Raw genomic sequence first — 19389 nt, 5'->3', positions numbered from 1 at the left:
GTAGAGGCAAGCGACCTACGACCCCCTTTTGGAGTGAGGCCCACCAATGAGCAACTTCGCCTTCAACAACCCGGCGTTCAAGCAGCAGGACCCGCGCAACGTCGCGACCTACCCGGGCGGACCACAGGCCGCTCAGGGTGCACAGAACGCCTCCCTTCAGCACGGCGCGATGGATGCCGCTGCCAACGCGCGGCTCGAGGGCATGTACGCCTCCCCGCCCGCCGGCTCCATCGAGACCGACCGCATGTCGGTCGAAGACACCGTCTGGAAGACCGCCGGCCTCTTCGGCATCCTGCTGGTCGCGGCCGCTGTCGGCTGGGTGTGGACGCTGGGCGGCATCGCCGCTCCCGCGTACAACCCGTACAGCGAGTTCGCTCCGAACATGATGCCGTGGATCATCGGCGCACTGGGCGGCTTCGTCCTCGCGATGGCCATCATCTTCACTTCCCGCAAGAAGGTGCGTCCCGCGCTGATCTTCGCGTACGCCGTCTTCGAGGGTCTGTTCGTCGGTGGCATCTCGGCGTTCTTCGAGGTCATCTACCCCGGTATCGTCGGCCAGGCCACCCTCGCGACGGTCTCCGTCGTCGGTGTGACGCTGGCCCTCTTCGCCAGCGGCAAGATCCGCGCGTGGAAGAAGGCGACCAAGATCTTCATGATCGCGATGATCGGCTACCTCGTCTTCTCGCTGCTGAACCTCGTGCTGATGTGGACCGGCGTGCTGCCGGAGGGCCAGGCGTTCGGTCTCCTGAGCGCCTCGATCATGGGTATCCCCCTCGGACTGATCATCGGTGTCCTCGTCGTCATCATGGCCGCGTACTCGCTGGTGCTCGACTTCGACCAGATCCAGCAGGGCGTCCGCAACGGCGCTCCCCGCAAGTTCGGCTGGATGGGCGCCTTCGGCATCATGGTCACGGTCGTCTGGCTCTACGTCGAGATCCTGCGCATCATCGCCATCGTTCGCGGCAGCAACTGATCGCGACACGCGTCACTGCCGCCCCGCGGCACCACAAGAGGCCTGTCCCTTCGGGGGCGGGCTTCTTTGGCATAAAACGCAACGCCAGCGCAAGGGGTCGCCGGAATTCGTAGAATCTGCCAAGGTTGTTACACGAACCCCCGGCACCCCGGGAGTTTTACACAGTAATAAAGGAGCAGACCATGGGTTTCCTCGGATTTCTTCTTCTCGGCCTGATCGCGGGCGCCATCGCCAAGCTCATCCTCCCCGGCCGTCAGGGCGGCGGATGGCTGATCACGCTTGTGCTCGGAGTCGTCGGCGCCCTTCTGGGCGGCTGGATCGGCTCGCTGCTCTTCGGCCGCGGTATCGAAGAGTTCTTCGATCTCGGTAGCTGGCTCCTGGCCATCGGTGGAGCGATCATCGTTCTGCTGATCTACGGCCTGATCGCCGGTCGTAGCAACAAGGTGCGCGACTGACGCTTCATCGCGTCTGACGCTTCACCGCGTCTTCGACCCGCCCCCTCTTGCCGCGAAAGCGCGTGAGAGGGGGCGGGTCATTTTTCGTGCGCCTGTGACTTCCGCTCGAGGATCGCACGCTCACGATCGTTGCCCGCGAGGCCGGCCGCCGTCGCGAACTCGCTCCGCGCTTCCTCCTCACGCCCGAGACGCAGCAACAGCTCACCTCGAGTCGCCGGTAGCAGGTGGTAGCCGCGCAGCGCCCCCGAGACGACGAGCTGGTCGATGATGCGCAACGCTGAGGCCGGTCCTGTTGCCATCGCGACGGCCGCCGCACGGTTCAGTTCGACTACCGGAGAGGGTGAGATCCGGCCCAACGCCTCGTACAGCAGCACGATCCGATCCCAATCGGTGTCGTCGACGGATGCTGCGACCGCGTGACATTCGGCGATCGCCGCCTGAAGACTGCACGCCCCACGACCTCGCACCAGCGCGTCCGCGGTGGCCAGCGCCGCACGTCCCCGCCCGATGCGACCGCGGTCCCAGCGCCGTCGGTCTTGATCGGCCAACAGGACCGGCTCTCCGCGGGCATCGGTACGTGCCGGGAAACGGGCAGCGGTCAGCTCCATCAGCGCGAGCAGACCGTGCACGTCGGGCTCGCGGGGCAGCAGCGCTGCGAGGACCCGACCGAGACGGATGGCCTCGTCGCTGAGTTCAGGTCGCATCCAGTCTGGACCGCTGCTGGCCGCGTGCGCCTCGTTGAAGATCAGATAGAGCACGCCGAGAACAGCCCCCAAACGCTGTGCATGCTCTTCTCGGGGCGGCACTTCGAAGGGGGCGTTGGCCGCGGCGAGAGTCTTCTTCGCCCGGACGATCCGCTGCTGCACGGTCGCCGTCGGCACGAGGAACGCTCGCGCGATCTCCTCACTCGAGAGACCGCCGACCACCCGCAGAGTGAGCGCGACCTGCGCTTCCTTGGAGAGCACAGGGTGGCAGGCGATGAAGATCAGACGCAGGACGTCGTCGTCGACGGCATCCGGATTCCACAGCACGTCATCCGTTTCCTCCTGCTCGCGCTCCAGATCGTGAGCGATGAGCGCGACGCGCGCATCCAGTCGCTCACGCCGACGCCAGCCGTCGATAGCCTTCCGCTTCGCGACCGCAGTGAGCCAAGCCGCCGCGTTCCGGGGCACGCCGTCGACCGGCCATTGTCGGAGGGCGTCGAGCAGCGCCTCCTGAGCGAGGTCTTCCGCGAGGCTGAAGTCCCCGACCATCCGCGTGAGCGAGCCGACGATCCGTGCGGACTCGATGCGCCACACCGCGGCGACGGCGCGCTCCGCAGAAGCCCGATCCGGGGTGGCCCCGCGATCGGGAGCGGAGCGCGCCGTGTCACCGTCAGCAGAGTCCATCACTGCTGTGCGCGCTGAGCCTGCTCGTCACGCCAGCCGGCTTCCTTCTCGGTCCACTCGTTGTCGGCGGGGAAGTCCTCAGCGCTGGTGACGCGCCGCACCTCGAGGAAGGACCCCTTGCCGAGAGGTGCCCGGCTCGCCCACTCGGCGGCTTCCTCCCGGGAGGAGACCTCGATGATCCAGAAGCCGTTGAAGAGCTCCTTCGTCTCGCCGTAGGGGCCGTCGGTGATGAGCGGAGTCTCCGCACTGAAGTCGACGACGAAGCCTTCGGCAGCGTCGGTGAGTCCTTCGCCTGCCAGCAGCACACCGGCCTTCATCATCGACTCGTTGTAGGTACCCATGGCCTCGATGATCTCCTCGAACGGAGTCTCCTCGTAGATCTCCACGGCCTCGTCGGTCGCGCGCATGATGAGCATGAACTTCATGATGTTCTCCTTGTTCGGGGCCGTGTTTCGACCCTCTCACTTCAGACGTCGAACGGGAATCCCCCGGATCGACATCCCGCGGGATTCTTTTCAGAACTGGTTCCCTCGCCGTCGGCTGGTCTCCCCCGCCTGGTGTCTTTCGCGCGTTCCCGTCGCAGTTTCGGCCGGCCTCCCGGCTCCGTTCATCCCCCGGTCGCAGTTCCTGCCGGTCTGCCGACGAGGAGGCGGCACAAACTGCGACCAGAACCTTGCTTGCCTCCCGGACGTTCCGCGCCGGTCGCAGTTCCTGCCGGTCTGCCGACGACGAGGCGGCACAAACTGCGACCAGAACGAATGCTGCGACCAGAACGGATGCAGCGACCAGAACGAATGCTGCGACCCGAACGGATGCAGCGACCGGAACCGGCCCCGCGGAAGTCAGCGGCGGGAGGGGCGAGCCGCAGCATCCGCGAGTACGGCGGTGAGCGCGGCGAGCGACTTCTCCGGGCTCCAGGCGGCCGCGACCTGCGGGGCCTCGGCACTCAGCCGCGCGAGCAGGGCGGGGTCTTCGAGCACGCGGCGGAGCGTGGCGGCGAGCGCATCGACGTCGCCGTCGGGCACCAGGACTCCCCCGCCGGCACCGAGGACATCGCGGATGCCGTAGCGGACGTCGTACGAGACGACGGGCGCGCCGTGAAGCATCGCCTCGACGATAGAGAGGGGCTGCCCCTCGAATGCGGTGGCGGTCATGACGACGGATGCTCGGTCGAGCACTCGTCCGGGGTCGTCGGTGTAACCGGCCAGGTCGATGCGATCACCCGCACCGAGATCCTCGATCAGCTTCGCGAGCCGCTCCTGCTCCGGCCCGCCGCCCCAGATCTCGAGCCGAGTCCCCGGGACGTCAGCGGTGAGGAACGCCCGGATCGCCTGATCGACACGTTTACCGGCGGCGAGGCGTCCGAGCACGACGACCAGCCCGGGCTCCCGAAGGTCGCTTCGGGGAACGACCGGTGCGATCGGGTTCGGGACGACGGTGTGCACCGCGGAGGATTCGAAGCGAGCGGCGACATCGTCGCGCTGCGTCGCCGTCGGCCAGATCACGGCGTCGAACCGGTCCGCGAGCGCCAGCCATCGGGTCCAGAACGGGCTCGTCGGCGCATCGGCGGTGTAGGGCGCCTCGAGATGGATCGTGTGGATGGTGTGAACGATGCGCACACGCGGGTCGTCCCAGTCGGCGATGAGCTCGCCGAGCTGACGGGACTCGCAGATCACGATGATCGTGCGGTCGTCGTATCCGGCGGTCACCTGGCCCAACCATGCCCGGTAGAGGCCGCGGAATCCGCGCACCCCGCCGACGACCTCGCCCGCCGCGTCGTAGACCAGGACCGGTTCCTCCGTGAGGTGCCAGTCGGGATCGCCGGCGATCACCGGCAGAGCCGCGAACGGACGCCCGTCGACATCGGCGAGCACGCGGTATTCGACGTCGGGATCACGGGTCGCTGCAGCATCCGCCGCCGCGATCAACCAGTCGGCGCCACCCCCACGGGGGGCGACAGCCTCGTCGAACAGGTTGCGCATGCGGGAGGGTTCGGTGAGCATGCCCCGTTCGGCGAACTTCTGCCGGTGCTCCGCGTGAGCGTTCGCCGTCCCCGGATCGAAGGTCAACAACTGCGGACCCGCACCCCCGGCGACACCTGCGCCGGCGAGCTGGCGGGCGCGCGCGAGCGTCGCGATCGTGTAGCCGCCGTCCAGACCCGGGATCAGTCGACTGGACAGCACCAGGTACTCGGCATCAGGGAGAACCTGTGCCGCAGCGCCTTCTACTCCCACTCGATCGTTCCCGGCGGCTTCGAGGTCACGTCGAGAACGACGCGGTTCACGTCACGGACGCCGTTGGTGATGCGGTTCGAGATCTTCGACAGCACGTCGTACGGCAGGCGGGTCCAGTCCGCCGTCATCGCGTCTTCGCTGGAGACCGGACGCAGCACGATCGGGTGGCCGTACGTACGGCCGTCGCCCTGCACACCCACGGAGCGAACATCGGCGAGGAGCACGACAGGGCACTGCCAGATCTCCTGGTCGAGCCCGGCCTTGGTGAGCTCTTCCCGCGCGATGGCATCGGCCTCGCGAAGGATCTCGAGTCGGTCGGCCGTCACCTCGCCGATGATGCGGATGCCGAGGCCGGGGCCGGGGAAGGGCTGACGCCCGACGATCGCCTCGGGGATGCCGAGCTCGCGTCCGATGGCGCGAACCTCATCCTTGAACAGTGCGCGCAGCGGCTCGATCAACTCGAAGTCGAGGTCATCGGGGAGTCCGCCGACGTTGTGGTGCGACTTGATGTTCGCTGTGCCGGCACCGCCACCCGACTCGACGACGTCGGGATACAGCGTGCCCTGCACGAGGAACTTCACCGGAGCGCCACCCGACGCCTTGGCCTCGGCGACCAGATCGAGCTGGACCTTCTCGAACGCCCGGATGAACTCGCGGCCGATGATCTTGCGCTTCTCCTCGGGGTCGGTGACGCCCCGGAGGTGACCGAGGAACGTCTCGGCGGCGTCGACCGTGATCAGACGGACCCCCGTCGATTCGACGTAGTCCTTCTCGACCTGTTCACGCTCGCCCTTGCGGAGAAGGCCGTGATCGACGAAGACCGCGGTCAGCTGGTCTCCGATCGCCTTGTGCACCAGCGCGGTCGACACCGCGGAGTCGACGCCACCGGACAGTGCCGAGATGACACGGGCGTCACCCACCTGCTCCCGGATGCGCTCGATCTGCTCGGCGATCACATTGTCGCTGTTCCAGTCGGATGCCAGGCGTGCACCCTTGTGCAGGAAGTTCTCCAGGACCCGCTGGCCGTGGTCGGAGTGCTTCACCTCGGGGTGCCACTGCACACCGTAGAAGCCCCGCTCCTCGTTCGCGAAGGCCGCGACCTTGGTGGCGTCGGTGGTGGCGAGCACCTCGAACCCGTCGGGAGCCTTGGCGACCTGATCGCCGTGGCTCATCCACACGTTCTGCGCGGCCGGCTGCCCGCCGAGCAGGACGCCGCCGTCACCGGAGATGACGGCATCCGTCGCACCGTACTCACGCAGGCCGGTGTGCGCGACCTCGCCGCCGAGCGTCTGCGCCATGTACTGGAAGCCGTAGCAGATGCCGAGTGTCGGCACGCCGAGCTCGAAAACCGCCGGGTCGAGGCGCGGAGCGCCTTCTTCATAGACCGATGAGGGACCGCCGGAGAGGATGATGGCCACGGGGTTCTTGGCCGCGATCTCTTCTGCGGTGGCGGTGTGGGGCACGATCTCGCTGTACACGCCTGCTTCTCGGACGCGTCGGGCGATCAGCTGCGCGTACTGCGCGCCGAAATCGACCACGAGCGCCGGACGCTGCTGGGTCTCGGACTGGTCAGTCAACGGGCACCTTCCTTGGAGACCGGGGTCCCTGGGGTCGTCGCGGAGGCATCTGCTGCCTCCCTGGTGGCGAGGTAGGCCTTCACGTCGCGAGCGACGATGGCCTCCATGAAGAACGACAGCAGCGGGATGACTCCGCCGAGCGCGAGCAGGATGAAGCGCAGGAACGGCCAGCGCATCAGGCTCCACACGCGGAAGCATGCGAAAAGATACACGACGTAGAACCAGCCGTGGGCGACGAGGATGAACAGCGACAGGTTGGCGCCGTCACCCGTCGACTCGAGCCCCTCCGGCCCTTCGACGACCGGCGCGAACCACAGCGGCCCACCGGACCCTCCGGCGAAGAGTTCGAGGCGGATCGGCGTGTACTTCAGCACCATCTCGGCGACCAGCAGGAGCAGCATGACTCCGGTGATGATCGAAGCGATCTGGTAGAACTTCAGCGCACCGCGGATCGCCGGAAAGCTGGCGACTTTCGGTTCGGGCATGCACCCAGTCTAGACGGCGCGTCCGGTGCCGCATCCGCCGGAACCGACCGGTCCTCATGGCGTCGGCGGGCGCGCGATCAGCAGCTCTCCGTGGCCGCTGACCTCATGGCGCGCTGCGGCGGGGACGAGCACTGTCGCTCCCGTGGCTACGGGCTGGCCTGCCACTTCGACCACCCCGTCGATCACGATCACGATCGCGAATCCGGGGTGCAGCACCTCCGTGCCGCGCAGGGGAAGCCGCTCCAGGCGGAAGTACTCGTCAGCCGCGTGAGGGAAGACAGACCCTGACGGTGGCGCCGCCTGCACGAGCCCGCCCATCTCTGCGGAAGGACGACCGGTCGTGGTCACCGCCGTGAGTGCGACATCGAAGCCGAGCCCGAGATGCCCCTCGCCCGGACCGTCGATCTCGAATCCCGCCCACTCGAGGAGGATCGACAGATCTTCGGGTTGCTGGAGTTCGACCAGCAGGACCCCGTCGCCGATCGCGTGCAGTTCCCCCGGCGGGACCCACACGACGTCGCCCGGCTTGACCTCGATAGTGTGCAAGAGGCCCAGGAGCCCCTCGACGTCCTGACGGAAGACGAGGTCGGCGAGTGTCAGCGTCGACACGTCTTCGCGGAGTCCGACATGGACGACACCGCCCTCGAGGATGTACCAGGCTTCGGCTTTGCCGTGCGCGCGTCCGAGGTGCGAGGCGGCGAAGTCATCATGCGGATGAGCGTGCACGGGCAGCCGCTGTCCGGCATCGAGGAGCTTCACCAGCAGGCGGGCGTCCGCGCCCCACCGCTGCACGTGGGCGCTGCCGAGCCAGGCCACCGGGTCCGCGGCCATCGCGTCGCGGAGAAACCGCCCATCGGGAAGCAACGTCAGGCCGAGACGCTCCTCACCGCGGATCGTCGTGGTGGAGCCGACCCAGTCCTCCGGCTCCCGCGGTGCCGCGTGGGCTTCGCCGCGGAACGCGGAGATGCGGGCACCACCACGGTAGAAACGCTCCGGCGGGCGGTTGGCCGGCAGGACGATCGGGTTCATGCCTGCGCCCTCGGCTGGAGGAGGACGGCGAGGAAGCCACCGACGAACGTGTCGCCGAGGCCGACCGTCGTGGGCGTCTCCACGTCGAGCGCGAAAGCGGCGACGCCCACGGCATCCGGGATCATCTCTTCGATCGAACGCACCAGGGCCACTCCCCCGTCGTGCCGACGCATCGACGCGGTCTCTTGGGCGTCCGCTGCGGTGAAGCCGTCGCCGCAGCGATAACGCGTCGCTGCCACGCGTACCGCGCTTTCCAGCGCCGGGCGGTGCCGGGCCGCATCAGGTCCGGTCGCGAGCGCCCAGTACCGCGTGTGCACCACCAGGGCGGGAACCGGGATGATCGTGCGGACCTCACCGAGCGCGCTCGCCACAGCCAGCGGATCGAGCAGGTCGACCGTGCGGCCGAGGTACTCCTGCAGCTCATCCTCGTTCATGCCGTAGACGTCGATGGAGGGCAGCAGTCGGCTCCGCACCGTGTCTGCGAAGGCGCGCGTGTAGAAACCGGCATCCTCGTAGTACACGAGTGCACCGGGAGGAAGGCGCCGCATCGCTGCACGCAGCTCGTCGAGCCGTTGCGTGAGCAGATCGTGATCCTGCATCGTGTTGAAACCCGAGATGAGGAACGCCGAAGCCCGCTCGAGCTCCTCCGCGAGGTCTGCTGCGATCGCCATCGAACGATTCGGAGGATCGTTGGCGAAGATGAGCCGGTTGGCGCCGGGCGAGACTACCTCGCCGTCGACCAGCCCGACGCGCGCCCCAGTCGGATACTGCACGATCAGGTGCGGGTCCAGGCTGTCGGTCTCGGCGGACGACACGATCGTGATGCCGTCCGGGAGCAACCGTCGCACGTTGTCGTCGATGCTCACCAGATGCTGCACGCTGGCGATGCCGAGGGCATCGAGCACCAGCCCTGCCCGCACGCCGGTGCCGCCGAGGGTCACGTCGTACGCGAAGTGTGCGGCGAAGCGCTCGACCACGTCGGACGACGCGACGAACCGTTCACCACCGGAGCCGCTCGCCATGAACGCGAGAACCGTGAGGAGAAGCGAGCGCTCGTCGATGATCGTCGCGGTCACCGTCAGCTCGTCCTGCCGCACGCGGTGCCGCTGGGCGAGCCGTTCGAGCACGGCCGAGTCCCACCGCAACTCGTAGTCGACGGTTCCGCCGAGCCCGAGCACCAGCTGACCGTCCACGTCGCCGATCATGTCCGATCGCCCCACTTTCCCCCGCCACCGCTCAGTACAACCCGGCTTTGCCGTCTGCACCGAACAGGTCGATCTTCTCAGCCGCGGTCACCTTCATCGCCGCGATCGGCTCGGGTTGGATCGCATTCGGCTCACGCAGGCGCTGATCCGTTCCGAGGATCTCCCGCATGCGGTTGTGGTACGACACTTTGATGTCGCTGGAGATGTTGATCTTGTTCACGCCCAATTCGACGGCCCGGCGCAACTCCGAATCAGGGTTGGATGACCCCCCGTGCAGCACCAGCGGGATGCCGACGGCGGCCTTGATCTCCTCGAGGAGGTCGTGGCGCAGCTCAGGGTTCTTCTCGGTGGGGTACAGCCCGTGCGAGGTGCCGATCGCGATCGCCAGACTGTCGACGCCCGTCTCCTTCACGAACCGCACCGCATCAGCCGGGTTCGTGTAGATGATCTCTGCCGCACCGGACTCGCCGTAGCTGTCGTTGGCTCCGATCGTGCCGAGCTCACCTTCGACCTGCACGCCCACCGCGTGTGCCGCCTCGACGACCTTGCGCGTGAGCGCGACGTTCTCCTCGAACGGCAGCAGTGAGGCGTCGATCATGACCGAGGTGAACCCCGCGTGGATCGCTGCGATGATCTGCTCGTACGTGCCGCCGTGATCCCAATGGATCGCGACCGGCACGCTCGAGCGGTGCGCGCGCGAGCGCATCGCCGGAATCAGGTCGGTTGTGATGTGGGACACCTCGTCGGGGTGGATGGCGATGATGACCGGGGCGGCCTTCTCCTCGCTGATGTCCATGATGCCGTTGAACATCGCCCAGTCGCTGATGTTGAACGCCGGGATCGCGAAGTTGTTCGCATTGGCGACATCGAGGATGGATTTACCGGTGTAGAGCACGTGATTCTCCTGTTTCTTTGGTGGGCTGGGGCAAGGGCGGACGCTCGTCAGCTCTTCACCGATCCGGCCGTGAGACCGCTGATGAAGTAGCGCTGGAAGAAGAGGAACAGCACCAGCACCGGGATCGAGCCGAGCACACTCATCGCCATGATCTGGTTCCACTCGTAGGAGTGCTGCCCCATGAGCAGCTGGATGCCGATAGGGACGGTGCGCATGTCGATGGTGCGAGTGAGCGTCAGCGCGAAGAGGTACTCGTTCCACGCGATCATGAAGGTGTAGATGCCGACCGAGACGATGCCCGGAACGGAGATCGGCACGAGGATCCGCCACAGCGCGGTCATGGAGCCTGCGCCGTCGACGCGGACGGCCTCGTCGAGTTCCCGCGGCAGCGTATTGAAGTAGCCGGTCATCATGATGATCGCGTAGGGCAGGGTGAAGACCATGTACGTGAGGATGAGACCGGCGTACGAGTTGTACAGGCCGAGCGCCACCATGAGCCCGAAGTACGGGATCAGCAGGGTGATCGGCGGCACCGCCTGAACGCTCACGATCACGACGTTGAGGATGCGTTTGCCGCGGAAGTCGAACCTGCTGAATGCGTAAGGCGCCTGGATCGCGACGATCAGCGTCAGCACGGTCACCGCTCCGGCCACGATGTAGCTGTTCAAGAAGAACCGCATCGTCTCGGCGCTGCTGAAGATGGCGATGTAGGCGTCGAACGAGAACGTCTCGGTGAGCAGCCGCGGGGGCAGCTCGAAGATCTGCGTGTTGGACTTGAACGAGCTCGACAGCATCCACAGCACAGGTCCCGCGGCGAACACCGCACCGAGGATGAGGCCGATGGTGACGCCGGTCTTCGCGACCCGGCGCTGGTTCTTGACGGTGAGAGCCACGGTCAGTCCCTCGCTTTCTGGTGACGGACGTAGAACACGGCGAGAACCATCGACATCAGCAGCACCAGCACGGCCGAGGTCGCCGCCAGCGAGAAGTCGTACTTGGCGAACGCCAGCTTGTAGGTGAAGGTGCTGAGCACTTCGGTCACATCGATCGGGCCACCGCCGGTCGTCATCCAGATGAGGGCGAACTGCTGCGAGGTCCAGATCAGGTCGAGGAGCACGAGGCTGACGATGATCGGGCGCAATTGCGGGATGGTGACGTTCCAGAACCGCTGAGTCGCACTTGCTCCGTCGACCGTGGCCGCTTCGTTCAGCTCGTTCGGGATGCCCTGAAGTCCGGCGAGCAGGCTCACCATGAAGAACGGATAGCCCGCCCAGATGTTGATGAACGTGATGGTGCCGAGCGCCAGCTGCGGCGAGGCCAACCATTCGATGTCGGTGTTGAGCAGGAAGTTGATGACACCGTTCGGGGCGAGCAGCATGCGCCAGAGGACGGCGATCACCGCCACGGTGAAAAGCCACGGGAGGACGTAGAGCGCTCGGAAAAGCGAACGGGTGACACGGCCGAGCAGAGAGCTGTTGAGCATCATGGCGAAGCCCAGACCCAGGATGAGGTGCGCGATCACACTCCCGATCGTGAAGATGAGGGTATTGCCTGTCGCCTTCCAGAACCCGGGGTCGGTGAGGACCTGGACGAAGTTCGCGATACCGACGAACTCGGGTGTCTTGTTCAGGATGACGTTGTCCTGGAACGAATACCCGATCACCATGACGATCGGCACGATCATCAGCACGAGCAGCAGCAGGATCGTCGGCGAGAGGAAGGCGTAGGACTCTGTGGTCTTACGCAGCTGGCGGCGCCGACGCGACAGGGCGACGCCGGTGACGATCACCTCGGTGTCGTCGGTCGTTCTCAGGCTCATGGGAACCGGTGCTCCTTGGTTGGTCGGGTGCCGCACCGCATCGGCGATGCGGCACCCCGTTCAGGCGAGAGACAAAGGACGGGAGATCAGAACTCCGCTTCCCAGGCCTCTTGAGCCTTCTTCAGCGCGTCATCGATCGATTGCTGCCCGTCGAACGCGGACTGGAGCTGCTCTCCGAGGAGACGCATGAGCTCTTCCGCGACGGGGAGGCCGGTGAACTCGTTCGCGGGGTACCCCGCCTGGTAGATCTCGAACGCCTGGGCGAACAGCTCGTCGTCGGCGACGAAATCGGGAACAGATTCCGAGTTGCCCGGGAAGGCCTTCGCCATGGTCGACAGTTCGGAATTGGTCTCCTGGCTCATCAGGTAGGACACGAGCTTGAAAGCGGCATCCTTGTGCTCGGAGTTCTCCGCGACCCCGATCCCCCACGATGCATAGGGGATACCGCGCTCGCCGTCGTACCCTTCCTCGGCAGGGATCGCCGAGATCGAGAAGTTCAGGTCGGGGTTCGTCTCACGGATGAGATTGATGTGGGCCAGCGAATCGATCATCATGCCGGCTCGACCGTTGGTGAACTCCTCGACCTTGTCCTGCTCCTTCATCGTGAACGATCCCGACGCGATCACGCCGTCGTCCCAAAGTCCGCCGATGTAGTCGACCGCAGAAGTCACGTCGTCGTTCGTCAGGTCGGGCTGCCCGTCGTCCAGCATCGATCCTCCGGAGGCCCACACCCACGACATGACGTCGTTCTGCACACCGTTCGGAGTCTCCTGCGACAACGGAAGCACCCACCCGGAGACATCCCCGCCAAGGGCTGAGACCTTGGCGGCGGCATCCGCGAATTCGCTTCGTGTCGTGGGTGGTGCGTCGACCCCGGCCTCGGCCAGAAGATCGTCGTTGGTGAACATCGGGTAGACGAAATTCACCACGGGGATCATGTAGGTGCTGCCGTCGACCTGGACCTGGCTGGCGAGCTGGCTGTCGTCGTAGTCGTTCTCCTCCATGAGAGCGGTGAGATCGGCGATCACGCCCTGGGAGGCGAAGTCGTTCACCCACGCGCCGTCGAGACCGACGACATCAGGCATGGTGCCGGATGCGGCCCCGGCGAACAGCTGCTCCTTCGTCGAGGCATAGGGTCCGCTGACCAGTTCGACAGTGATCTCGGGGTTGGCCTCCTCGAACCTGTCGATGAGTGCGCGGAACTCGCCGTCTGGCAGTTCGGGCTCCCACCATTGGGCGAATTCGATCGTGACATTCTCGCCGTCGCCGCCACTGTCCCCAGACGTGGCGGGCGTGCAGCCCGCGACGACCAGAAGGGTAACCGCTGCGGTCGTGACGCCGACGATCGTTCGGGTTCGTCTGCGTCCTCGTCCCACTGTGCTCATCACTTCTCTCCTCTTCGAGATCGTGCCGCATCACGCGCTTCAATGCTTGTTCATGCGGTTTTGAGCCATGTTATGCCGACATCTGCAGCTTGGTCAAGCACCGGTTGGTAACAATCACCCCCGCCAACGCCGGGATCGTGCATATCGCCGCGCTGAGCGGGATCCATGACGAATGCGGTTTTCTGCAGGACTATGCCGTGTTGTGGAGGCGAATGTGCTAGAGATGAGGTCATGGATGCATCCGGAACGGCACGGCGCCGCCTTCCCGCGGGCCGCAAGGCCGATCTCGCCAGCTATGTCGAGCAGACGGGCCAGGTGACGGTCGGCGACCTCGCAGAGCACTTCGGGGTCTCGATCGACACGATTCGGCGAGACCTCGACCAGCTCGATCGCGAGGGCGTGCTCGTCCGCACGCACGGCGGCGCCGTCAGCTCCGCGAGCGGACCCTTGAAAGACCGCGCACTCGACGTGCGCATGCGCGTGCAGACCGAGGAGAAAGAGCGGATCGCCCGGATCGCAGCGGGGCTCGTGGAAGACGGCTCCGTCATCATGCTCAACGCGGGCACGACGACGCTCGCCGTCGCACGGGCGCTGCGGAACCATCACGACCTGACGATCGCCACCAACAACCTGCGCATCCCCGGAGAGCTGTCCCCCTCGGTCTTCCGCGACCTCTACGTGTTCGGCGGTGCCGTGCGTTCGATCACTCAGGCCACGACCGGCCCGGTGACGTTCACCATGACCCCGGGGGGTCCGGAGGTCGACATCCGCTGCGACCTGGCGCTCATCGCGGTCGGCGCTGTGGACGAAGCCGGGTACTCGACATCCAACCTCGGTGATGCCGCGATGATGTCCGAGATGATCCAGCGCGCAGAGCGCACCGCCATTCTCGCCGACTCCACCAAGATCGGACGCCGCTTCTTCGCGCAGATCGCACTCCTGGACCGCGCCGACTACCTGATCACAGATGCTCCCCTGCCCCCACGGATCGCCGCGGCGCTCGCGCAGGCCGACGTGCAGGTGCTCACTCCCTGACCGCTGCTCCCGCGACGCTCATGCCGGCGGGTCGTTCGAACGGCCTGGCCGAACTTCTGCGGCCTCGAGTCGCCGGTGTGGCCGCAGAAGTTGCTGTCGCCCGCAGAAGTTGCGGAGCCTGAACATGACAGAGGCCGCCGGGATCCCCGGCGGCCTCTGTCATGTCACTCGGCGAATCAGAACCATCCGGTGATGAGGTCCCAGACCCAGTCGAAGATGTCCTTGATGATGCTGCCGACTCCGCCGGCCCGGTTGACGGTGACGGTGGCTGTCGCCTCGTCCCCGTCGGCCTGCGACACAGCGACGGTGTACTTGCCGGGCTGAGTGTTCTTCGGAACCGTGGGCGAAGCGGCGAACGTGCCGTCGTCCTCGACCTGGACGGTGCCGAGGTCGATCGCCTGACCCTTCTTCGGTCGCAGTTCGACGGTCACCGTCTCACCCGGCTGGTATCCCTCACCCGTGAGGGCGAGCTTCTTGCCCGCCGCCACCTTGGAGGACCCGAGATCGATCGTCCCGGCGAACTCGGCCTCCCCGGCGATCGTGAACGGAACCTGCACGGTCGTGCCGGTGCCTGCCACCGCGACGGTGAGCTGCTGCTCGCCGAACACTCCGGACGGCACCGTGAACGTGAGGCTCGCCCGTCCCACCTCGTCCGTCGCGTCGACGACGGTCGGATCGATCGCGCCAGCCGCCAGCTGAGCGTCGCCCAAGGAGAGGGAGACCTCGCCAGGGGCGGGCTCGCCCGCGCTGAACGCGAGCGACGAGAGTGACACCGTCACCTGGTCACCGGCACTGTAGCCGTCGGCGTCCGCTGCGCTGACCGAGACTCCGACGGCACGCTGGGCGTAGTCGGGGCTCGCGGTCTTGTTCGCGTCGAACCAGTCGACCATCGACTGCAGGTCGATCTTGCCGGTGTCGCGCTTGTCCGCGCCTTCCTTGAAGGTCGCGAAGTTGTCGCCACCGCCCGCGAGGAACGAGTTCGCGGCGACCGTGTAGTTCGCCTGCGGGTCGATCGGCGAGCCGTCAAGAGTGATGGACGTGATACGCGAGCCCTGTGCCGCAGCGGGGTCGTAGGTGTACACGAGTCCCTCCGAGACGCCGAGCTTCAGGAACGGCCGCGCGGAACCCGCGGGCTGCCACTGTTCCTCGAGCACACCCTTCAGCTGATCACCGGTGAGCGTCAGCGTCACCAGCGTGTTGGCGAACGGCTGGACCGTCGCCGCCTCGCGGTAGGTGACGTTCCCGTCGGGATCCGATGCTCCGGCCGAGGCGAAGGTGAGGTTCGCCCGGATTCCGCCGGGGTTCATCAGTGCCACATCAGCACCCGTGGACCACTTCTGCACGTCGGCCACGAAGTTGCCGATGGTGGACTCGCCACCGCGGTTCTCCGTCTTGCCGTCGCTCTGGCGTGCCCGGTTGAGGTCGGCGGTGATGTCTCCGACCTTGACCGCGCCCAGCACGTCGGCGTCGGCCTTCGCCTTCGCAACGATCGCAGCGACCTCGGGATCCGCCGGGTAGAGCGGCTTGCCTGCGGCGGTGAGGGGCTTGATCTCGTTGGTGATCGAGATGAGCTCCTTGGTCTCGGGATCGACCTGCGCGTTCATCAGCCCGAGGTTCTCGCCGTACTGGCCCGCCGAGACGACCGGACGGCCGTCGATGACGTGGTTGTACGCGAGGTGAGTGTGCGAGGACACGATGGCGTCCACGTCTTCGTCGACACCGTAGACGATCTCGCCGAGCGGCGAGTCCTCGGTGATGTCGGCGAGCGCGGTGCTCTCGGCGCCTTCGTGCGCCAGGAGGATGATGACGTCTGCCTCACCGTTGGCGGCGTCTCCGTCGCGGAGGTCGTCGGCCACCGCGTTGACCGACTCGACGATGCTGCGCACCTCGAGGTCGGCGATGCCGTCGGGCGAGACCAACGAGCCGAGGTCTTCCGTGACGGCGCCGATGAATCCGACCTTCACGCCGTCGAGCTCCTTCACCCAGGACGGAGCGAGCGCAGGCTCACCCGTCTCGGTGACGAACACGTTCGACGCGATGTACTCGAATTCCGCGCGGTCCTGGACGCGATCACGCAGGTCTTCCCAGCCCTGATCGAATTCGTGGTTGCCGGCGGAGCTGACCTCGAGACCGGCGGCGTTGAGCGCATCGATCGTCGGGTTGTCATCGTTGATGAACGAGGTGAAGGTCGACGCGCCGATCAGGTCGCCGGCTCCGGCGAAGATCGTGTTCGGGTTCGCCTCGCGGAACTGGTCGACAGCACCTGCGACGACCGCGGCTCCTGCCGCGGCACCGTCTGCCTCCAGCCGACCGTGGAAGTCGTTGATGGTGACGACATCGATGCTCACCGGCGGGATCTCCGAGGAGACACCGACGATGATCGGGTCGTGGTCGCTGGAGCGGTAGGGCGTGCCCTCCTCCGTCGCGCCGTACGCGTAGCCACGGTCGCTCCACTCCGGGGAGTTGATCCCCCAGATGCCGGCTCCCGTGATCGATTCGGTCAGCGACGGCGACGCGATCACGTGGTCGAGTGAGCCGAGCTCACCGTCGAACGTGTAGCTGTACTGGCCCGGCGCCTGGTCTGCGGCCACGTCGGTCCACCCCTTCGAGGTGAAGACGTCGATCGGGTCTTCCTTGCCGTAGGCGTTGAAGTCTCCGATGAGCAGCATGTCGCTGCTCCCCGAGGTCTCCTCGAGTTCAGCCGTGAACGCCAGGAGAGCGTTCGACTGCTTCACCCGATCGGCGTTGAAGAAGCCTTGGCCGTCGGCGGGCTCAGCACCCGCACCCTCGGGCGGCGACTTCGACTTGAAGTGGTTCGCGACGACGGTGACGACGCGTCCGTCGATGTCGAACGCCTGGGCGATCGGCTCACGGGCGTTACCCCAGACGGTCTCATCGGTGATGGTCGCGCTGTCACCCACCGTGGTGACGGCATCTTTCTTGTAGATGATCGCGTTGGTGATGTAGTCGGTGGTCGCTGCGCTGTTGAGCGCGGCGGGCGTCGGCACGTAGTCCCACACCTCGCTGCCGGCATCGTCGTTCAGCCCGGCCACCAGGTCTTTGAGCGCCGCGTCGATCGGCTTGCCCAGCTTGACCGAGTTCTCGATCTCCATGAGCGAGACGATCTCCGCGTCCAGGCCGTTGATCGCCGCGACGATCTTCGACTTCTGGATGGCGAACTGCGCCGCGTTGGCCGCGCCGCGGGCGTTGGAGTTCTCCGACTTCAACGTCGTGAAGTAGTTGTAGACGTTGAACGATGCGACCTGCGCGTCGCCGCCGACCTCGGGGGCCGTCGAGGGTCGCGGGTTCGTGGCCTCGAAGCCGACCTTGAGGTCAGCCGATGACGAGTCGTCGATGGGCACGGTCGGCTGGAGACGCCAGTCGTTGAAGCCCCACTGCAGGACGTAGCCCTCGTCACTGAAGTCGACGGTGTCACCGTTGCGGACGACGACGTCTTCGGTGAAGTACGGCTGCTCGCCGGGGTGACCGTTGTTCGACACCTGGATCGACCAACCGTCGTCGAGCAGGACGCGGTTGGCCCGGTTGGCCGCAGCGATGGCGGAGGCCTCGTCGCCCGGACGCACGGTCTCGGTGCTCTTGACGTTCAGTTCGTCTCCGGCGTTCAGCCACAGTGTGCCGAAGTTGAAGAGCTGGTGGCTGGACGCGAGTCGGTACGTGCCCTCCGGCGCGACGTACATGTTCTCGTACTGCTCGCGGTCGGAGCCGACGACGGTTGCCGGCAGGGGCGTGACGGCCGGAACGCCGACGCCTGCCGTGACGACGGTGATGTCGGTCGCCGTGGCGGGGTTCAGCTGCGTCTGGCCGAAGTACTCACTGACCGAACCGGTCACCGAGACGAGGTCGCCGACCGCCAGGGTCGGGGCCAGCGCGTTCAGGAAGACGAACACGCCGTCGGAAGCGCCCGGTGTCGCGTCGGTCGCGCCGCCGGAGCCCTGGGTCTGGATGACGATGCCCTTGTAGCCGCCGGTGCGGTAGTCGGCGGTGACCACGCCCTCGACCTTGACGGTCTTTCCGCTCAGCGGCGAGACGTCGGTCGTTCCCTGCACTTCGGCGATCGTCGCCGTGGCCGGCTCCGTGCCGGGGTCGGGATCGGGATCGGGATCCGGGTCGGGTGCGGTGCCGCCCGACGCCTGCGGGGTGATCGACGCCGACAGGCTGAAGTCCGCGCTGTTGTCGTCGGTGTCGACGCCGTCGGTGCGGTTCAGCGACTTGACGTCGGTGTTCCCCGCCGGCGCGGTGGCCGCCTTCGCCTCGAACGTTTTCGAGGTCCCGTAGCCGAGAACATCGATCACGCCGTCGACGCCCACGACCGAGCCGGGAGTCAGGTTGACGGCCGCGGTGCCCTCGACGAGGGCCAGCGTGCCGGTGGTACCGCTCGGAGTCAGCGTGCTCACGGCATCCGGCTCGGGCAGCGCGGCACCGTTCGCGCCGTTGCTGTTGGCCTGCACCAGGTAGTGGCCGCCCGCCGGGATGACGCCCGTCAGCGGCGCGACCCCGTTGGAGTTGCCCGTGCCCGTGGCCGAACGGTACTGCAGCGACATGCCGTCGAGGGTGACCGGAGCGGACGTGGGGTTGTGGAGCTCCACGAACTTGTTCTTGAACGCGGCGCCGGCGCTGCCTCCGGACAGGTAGGCCTCGTTGATGACGACGCCCGATCCGTCGGGAGCGGCGACGGCGGGAACGGCGGTCAGCGAGCCGAAGCCCAAGGCTGCCACACAGGTCACGGCGAGAGCGCCGATGCGCCCCCTGTTTCTACGGTGCGTGACGGGAACCGCGCGGTTCTCGTCGGGAGCGGACGTCATCGGTGCTGTCTCCTCGGTCGGTGGTGCGACATCTCAAGATCTGACACGGTGCGCACCGGGTTCTCCCAGCCCGCACACATGTTTGC

The 19389-nt window shown here is 66.5% G+C and carries 15 protein-coding genes; 3 read left to right on the top strand and 12 right to left on the bottom strand.

Annotated features, from left to right (window positions below):
- Positions 1–46 precede the first annotated feature (46 nt).
- Together D7252_RS10300 and D7252_RS10295 are read left to right on the top strand one after the other, a co-directional pair.
- Positions 47–973 (top strand): Bax inhibitor-1/YccA family protein, encoded by a 927-nt coding sequence (locus D7252_RS10300; RefSeq protein ID WP_120775310.1) that lies wholly within the window; start codon positions 47–49, stop codon positions 971–973.
- A 182-nt stretch (positions 974–1155) separates the two neighbouring features.
- The gene (locus D7252_RS10295) at positions 1156–1428 is read left to right on the top strand and encodes a GlsB/YeaQ/YmgE family stress response membrane protein (protein WP_120775309.1); all 273 of its coding nucleotides are present in this window, start codon (positions 1156–1158) and stop codon (positions 1426–1428) included.
- A 77-nt stretch (positions 1429–1505) separates the two neighbouring features.
- Here D7252_RS10295 and D7252_RS10290 read toward each other — a convergent pair whose 3' ends face one another.
- The 11 genes from D7252_RS10290 to D7252_RS10240 form a co-directional block, all read right to left on the bottom strand.
- Positions 1506–2816: an RNA polymerase sigma factor gene (locus D7252_RS10290; RefSeq protein WP_120775308.1), complete on the bottom strand. Its 1311-nt coding sequence runs from the start codon at positions 2814–2816 to the stop codon at positions 1506–1508.
- Positions 2816–3241, bottom strand: a complete 426-nt coding sequence (locus tag D7252_RS10285) for a YciI family protein (RefSeq protein ID WP_120775307.1) — start codon at positions 3239–3241, stop codon at positions 2816–2818. Before D7252_RS10285 ends, D7252_RS10290 begins: the two co-directional genes overlap by 1 nt.
- Positions 3242–3658: 417 nt before the next feature.
- Entirely contained in the window at positions 3659–5050 is a 1392-nt protein-coding gene (locus D7252_RS10280; protein ID WP_120775306.1) for a glycosyltransferase, read from the bottom strand.
- Positions 5041–6627, bottom strand: a complete 1587-nt coding sequence (gene guaA, locus D7252_RS10275) for a glutamine-hydrolyzing GMP synthase (RefSeq protein ID WP_120775305.1) — start codon at positions 6625–6627, stop codon at positions 5041–5043. The genes D7252_RS10280 and guaA overlap by 10 nt, the downstream gene beginning before the upstream one ends.
- On the bottom strand, positions 6624–7112 hold the full coding sequence (locus D7252_RS10270) for a DUF3817 domain-containing protein (RefSeq protein WP_120775304.1): 489 nt from the start codon (positions 7110–7112) through the stop codon (positions 6624–6626). The genes guaA and D7252_RS10270 overlap by 4 nt, the downstream gene beginning before the upstream one ends.
- A gap of 54 nt (positions 7113–7166) precedes the next feature.
- A complete protein-coding gene (locus D7252_RS10265; protein ID WP_120775303.1) occupies positions 7167–8141 on the bottom strand; it encodes a class I mannose-6-phosphate isomerase in 975 nt (324 codons plus the stop codon).
- Positions 8138–9346: an ADP-dependent glucokinase/phosphofructokinase gene (locus D7252_RS10260; RefSeq protein ID WP_251050687.1), complete on the bottom strand. Its 1209-nt coding sequence runs from the start codon at positions 9344–9346 to the stop codon at positions 8138–8140. Before D7252_RS10260 ends, D7252_RS10265 begins: the two co-directional genes overlap by 4 nt.
- A 31-nt stretch (positions 9347–9377) precedes the next feature.
- Positions 9378–10241 carry a ketose-bisphosphate aldolase gene (locus D7252_RS10255; RefSeq protein ID WP_120775302.1) on the bottom strand — a complete coding sequence of 288 codons (864 nt, stop codon included), beginning with the start codon at positions 10239–10241 and terminating at the stop codon, positions 9378–9380.
- A gap of 47 nt (positions 10242–10288) precedes the next feature.
- The gene (locus D7252_RS10250) at positions 10289–11134 is read right to left on the bottom strand and encodes a carbohydrate ABC transporter permease (RefSeq protein ID WP_120775301.1); all 846 of its coding nucleotides are present in this window, start codon (positions 11132–11134) and stop codon (positions 10289–10291) included.
- 2 nt (positions 11135–11136) lie between these two features.
- A complete protein-coding gene (locus tag D7252_RS10245; RefSeq protein ID WP_120775300.1) occupies positions 11137–12060 on the bottom strand; it encodes a carbohydrate ABC transporter permease in 924 nt (307 codons plus the stop codon).
- Between the two features lie 86 nt (positions 12061–12146).
- Entirely contained in the window at positions 12147–13445 is a 1299-nt protein-coding gene (locus D7252_RS10240) for a sugar ABC transporter substrate-binding protein (protein ID WP_120775299.1), read from the bottom strand.
- 231 nt (positions 13446–13676) lie between these two features.
- On the opposite strand from D7252_RS10240, the gene D7252_RS10235 reads away from it, so the two are divergent.
- Positions 13677–14480: a DeoR/GlpR family DNA-binding transcription regulator gene (locus tag D7252_RS10235; RefSeq protein WP_120775298.1), complete on the top strand. Its 804-nt coding sequence runs from the start codon at positions 13677–13679 to the stop codon at positions 14478–14480.
- A 176-nt stretch (positions 14481–14656) separates the two neighbouring features.
- Here D7252_RS10235 and D7252_RS10230 read toward each other — a convergent pair whose 3' ends face one another.
- Complete coding sequence (locus tag D7252_RS10230; protein WP_120775297.1) at positions 14657–19303, bottom strand: ExeM/NucH family extracellular endonuclease; 4647 nt, start codon at positions 19301–19303, stop codon at positions 14657–14659.
- Positions 19304–19389: the final 86 nt, after the last annotated feature.

Origin of the sequence: Microbacterium sp. CGR2, from assembly GCF_003626735.1 — a bacterium.
GTDB lineage: Bacteria > Actinomycetota > Actinomycetes > Actinomycetales > Microbacteriaceae > Microbacterium.
Note: the sequence above shows the minus strand (reverse complement) of the source record. Positions and strands in the feature narration are given on the sequence as shown.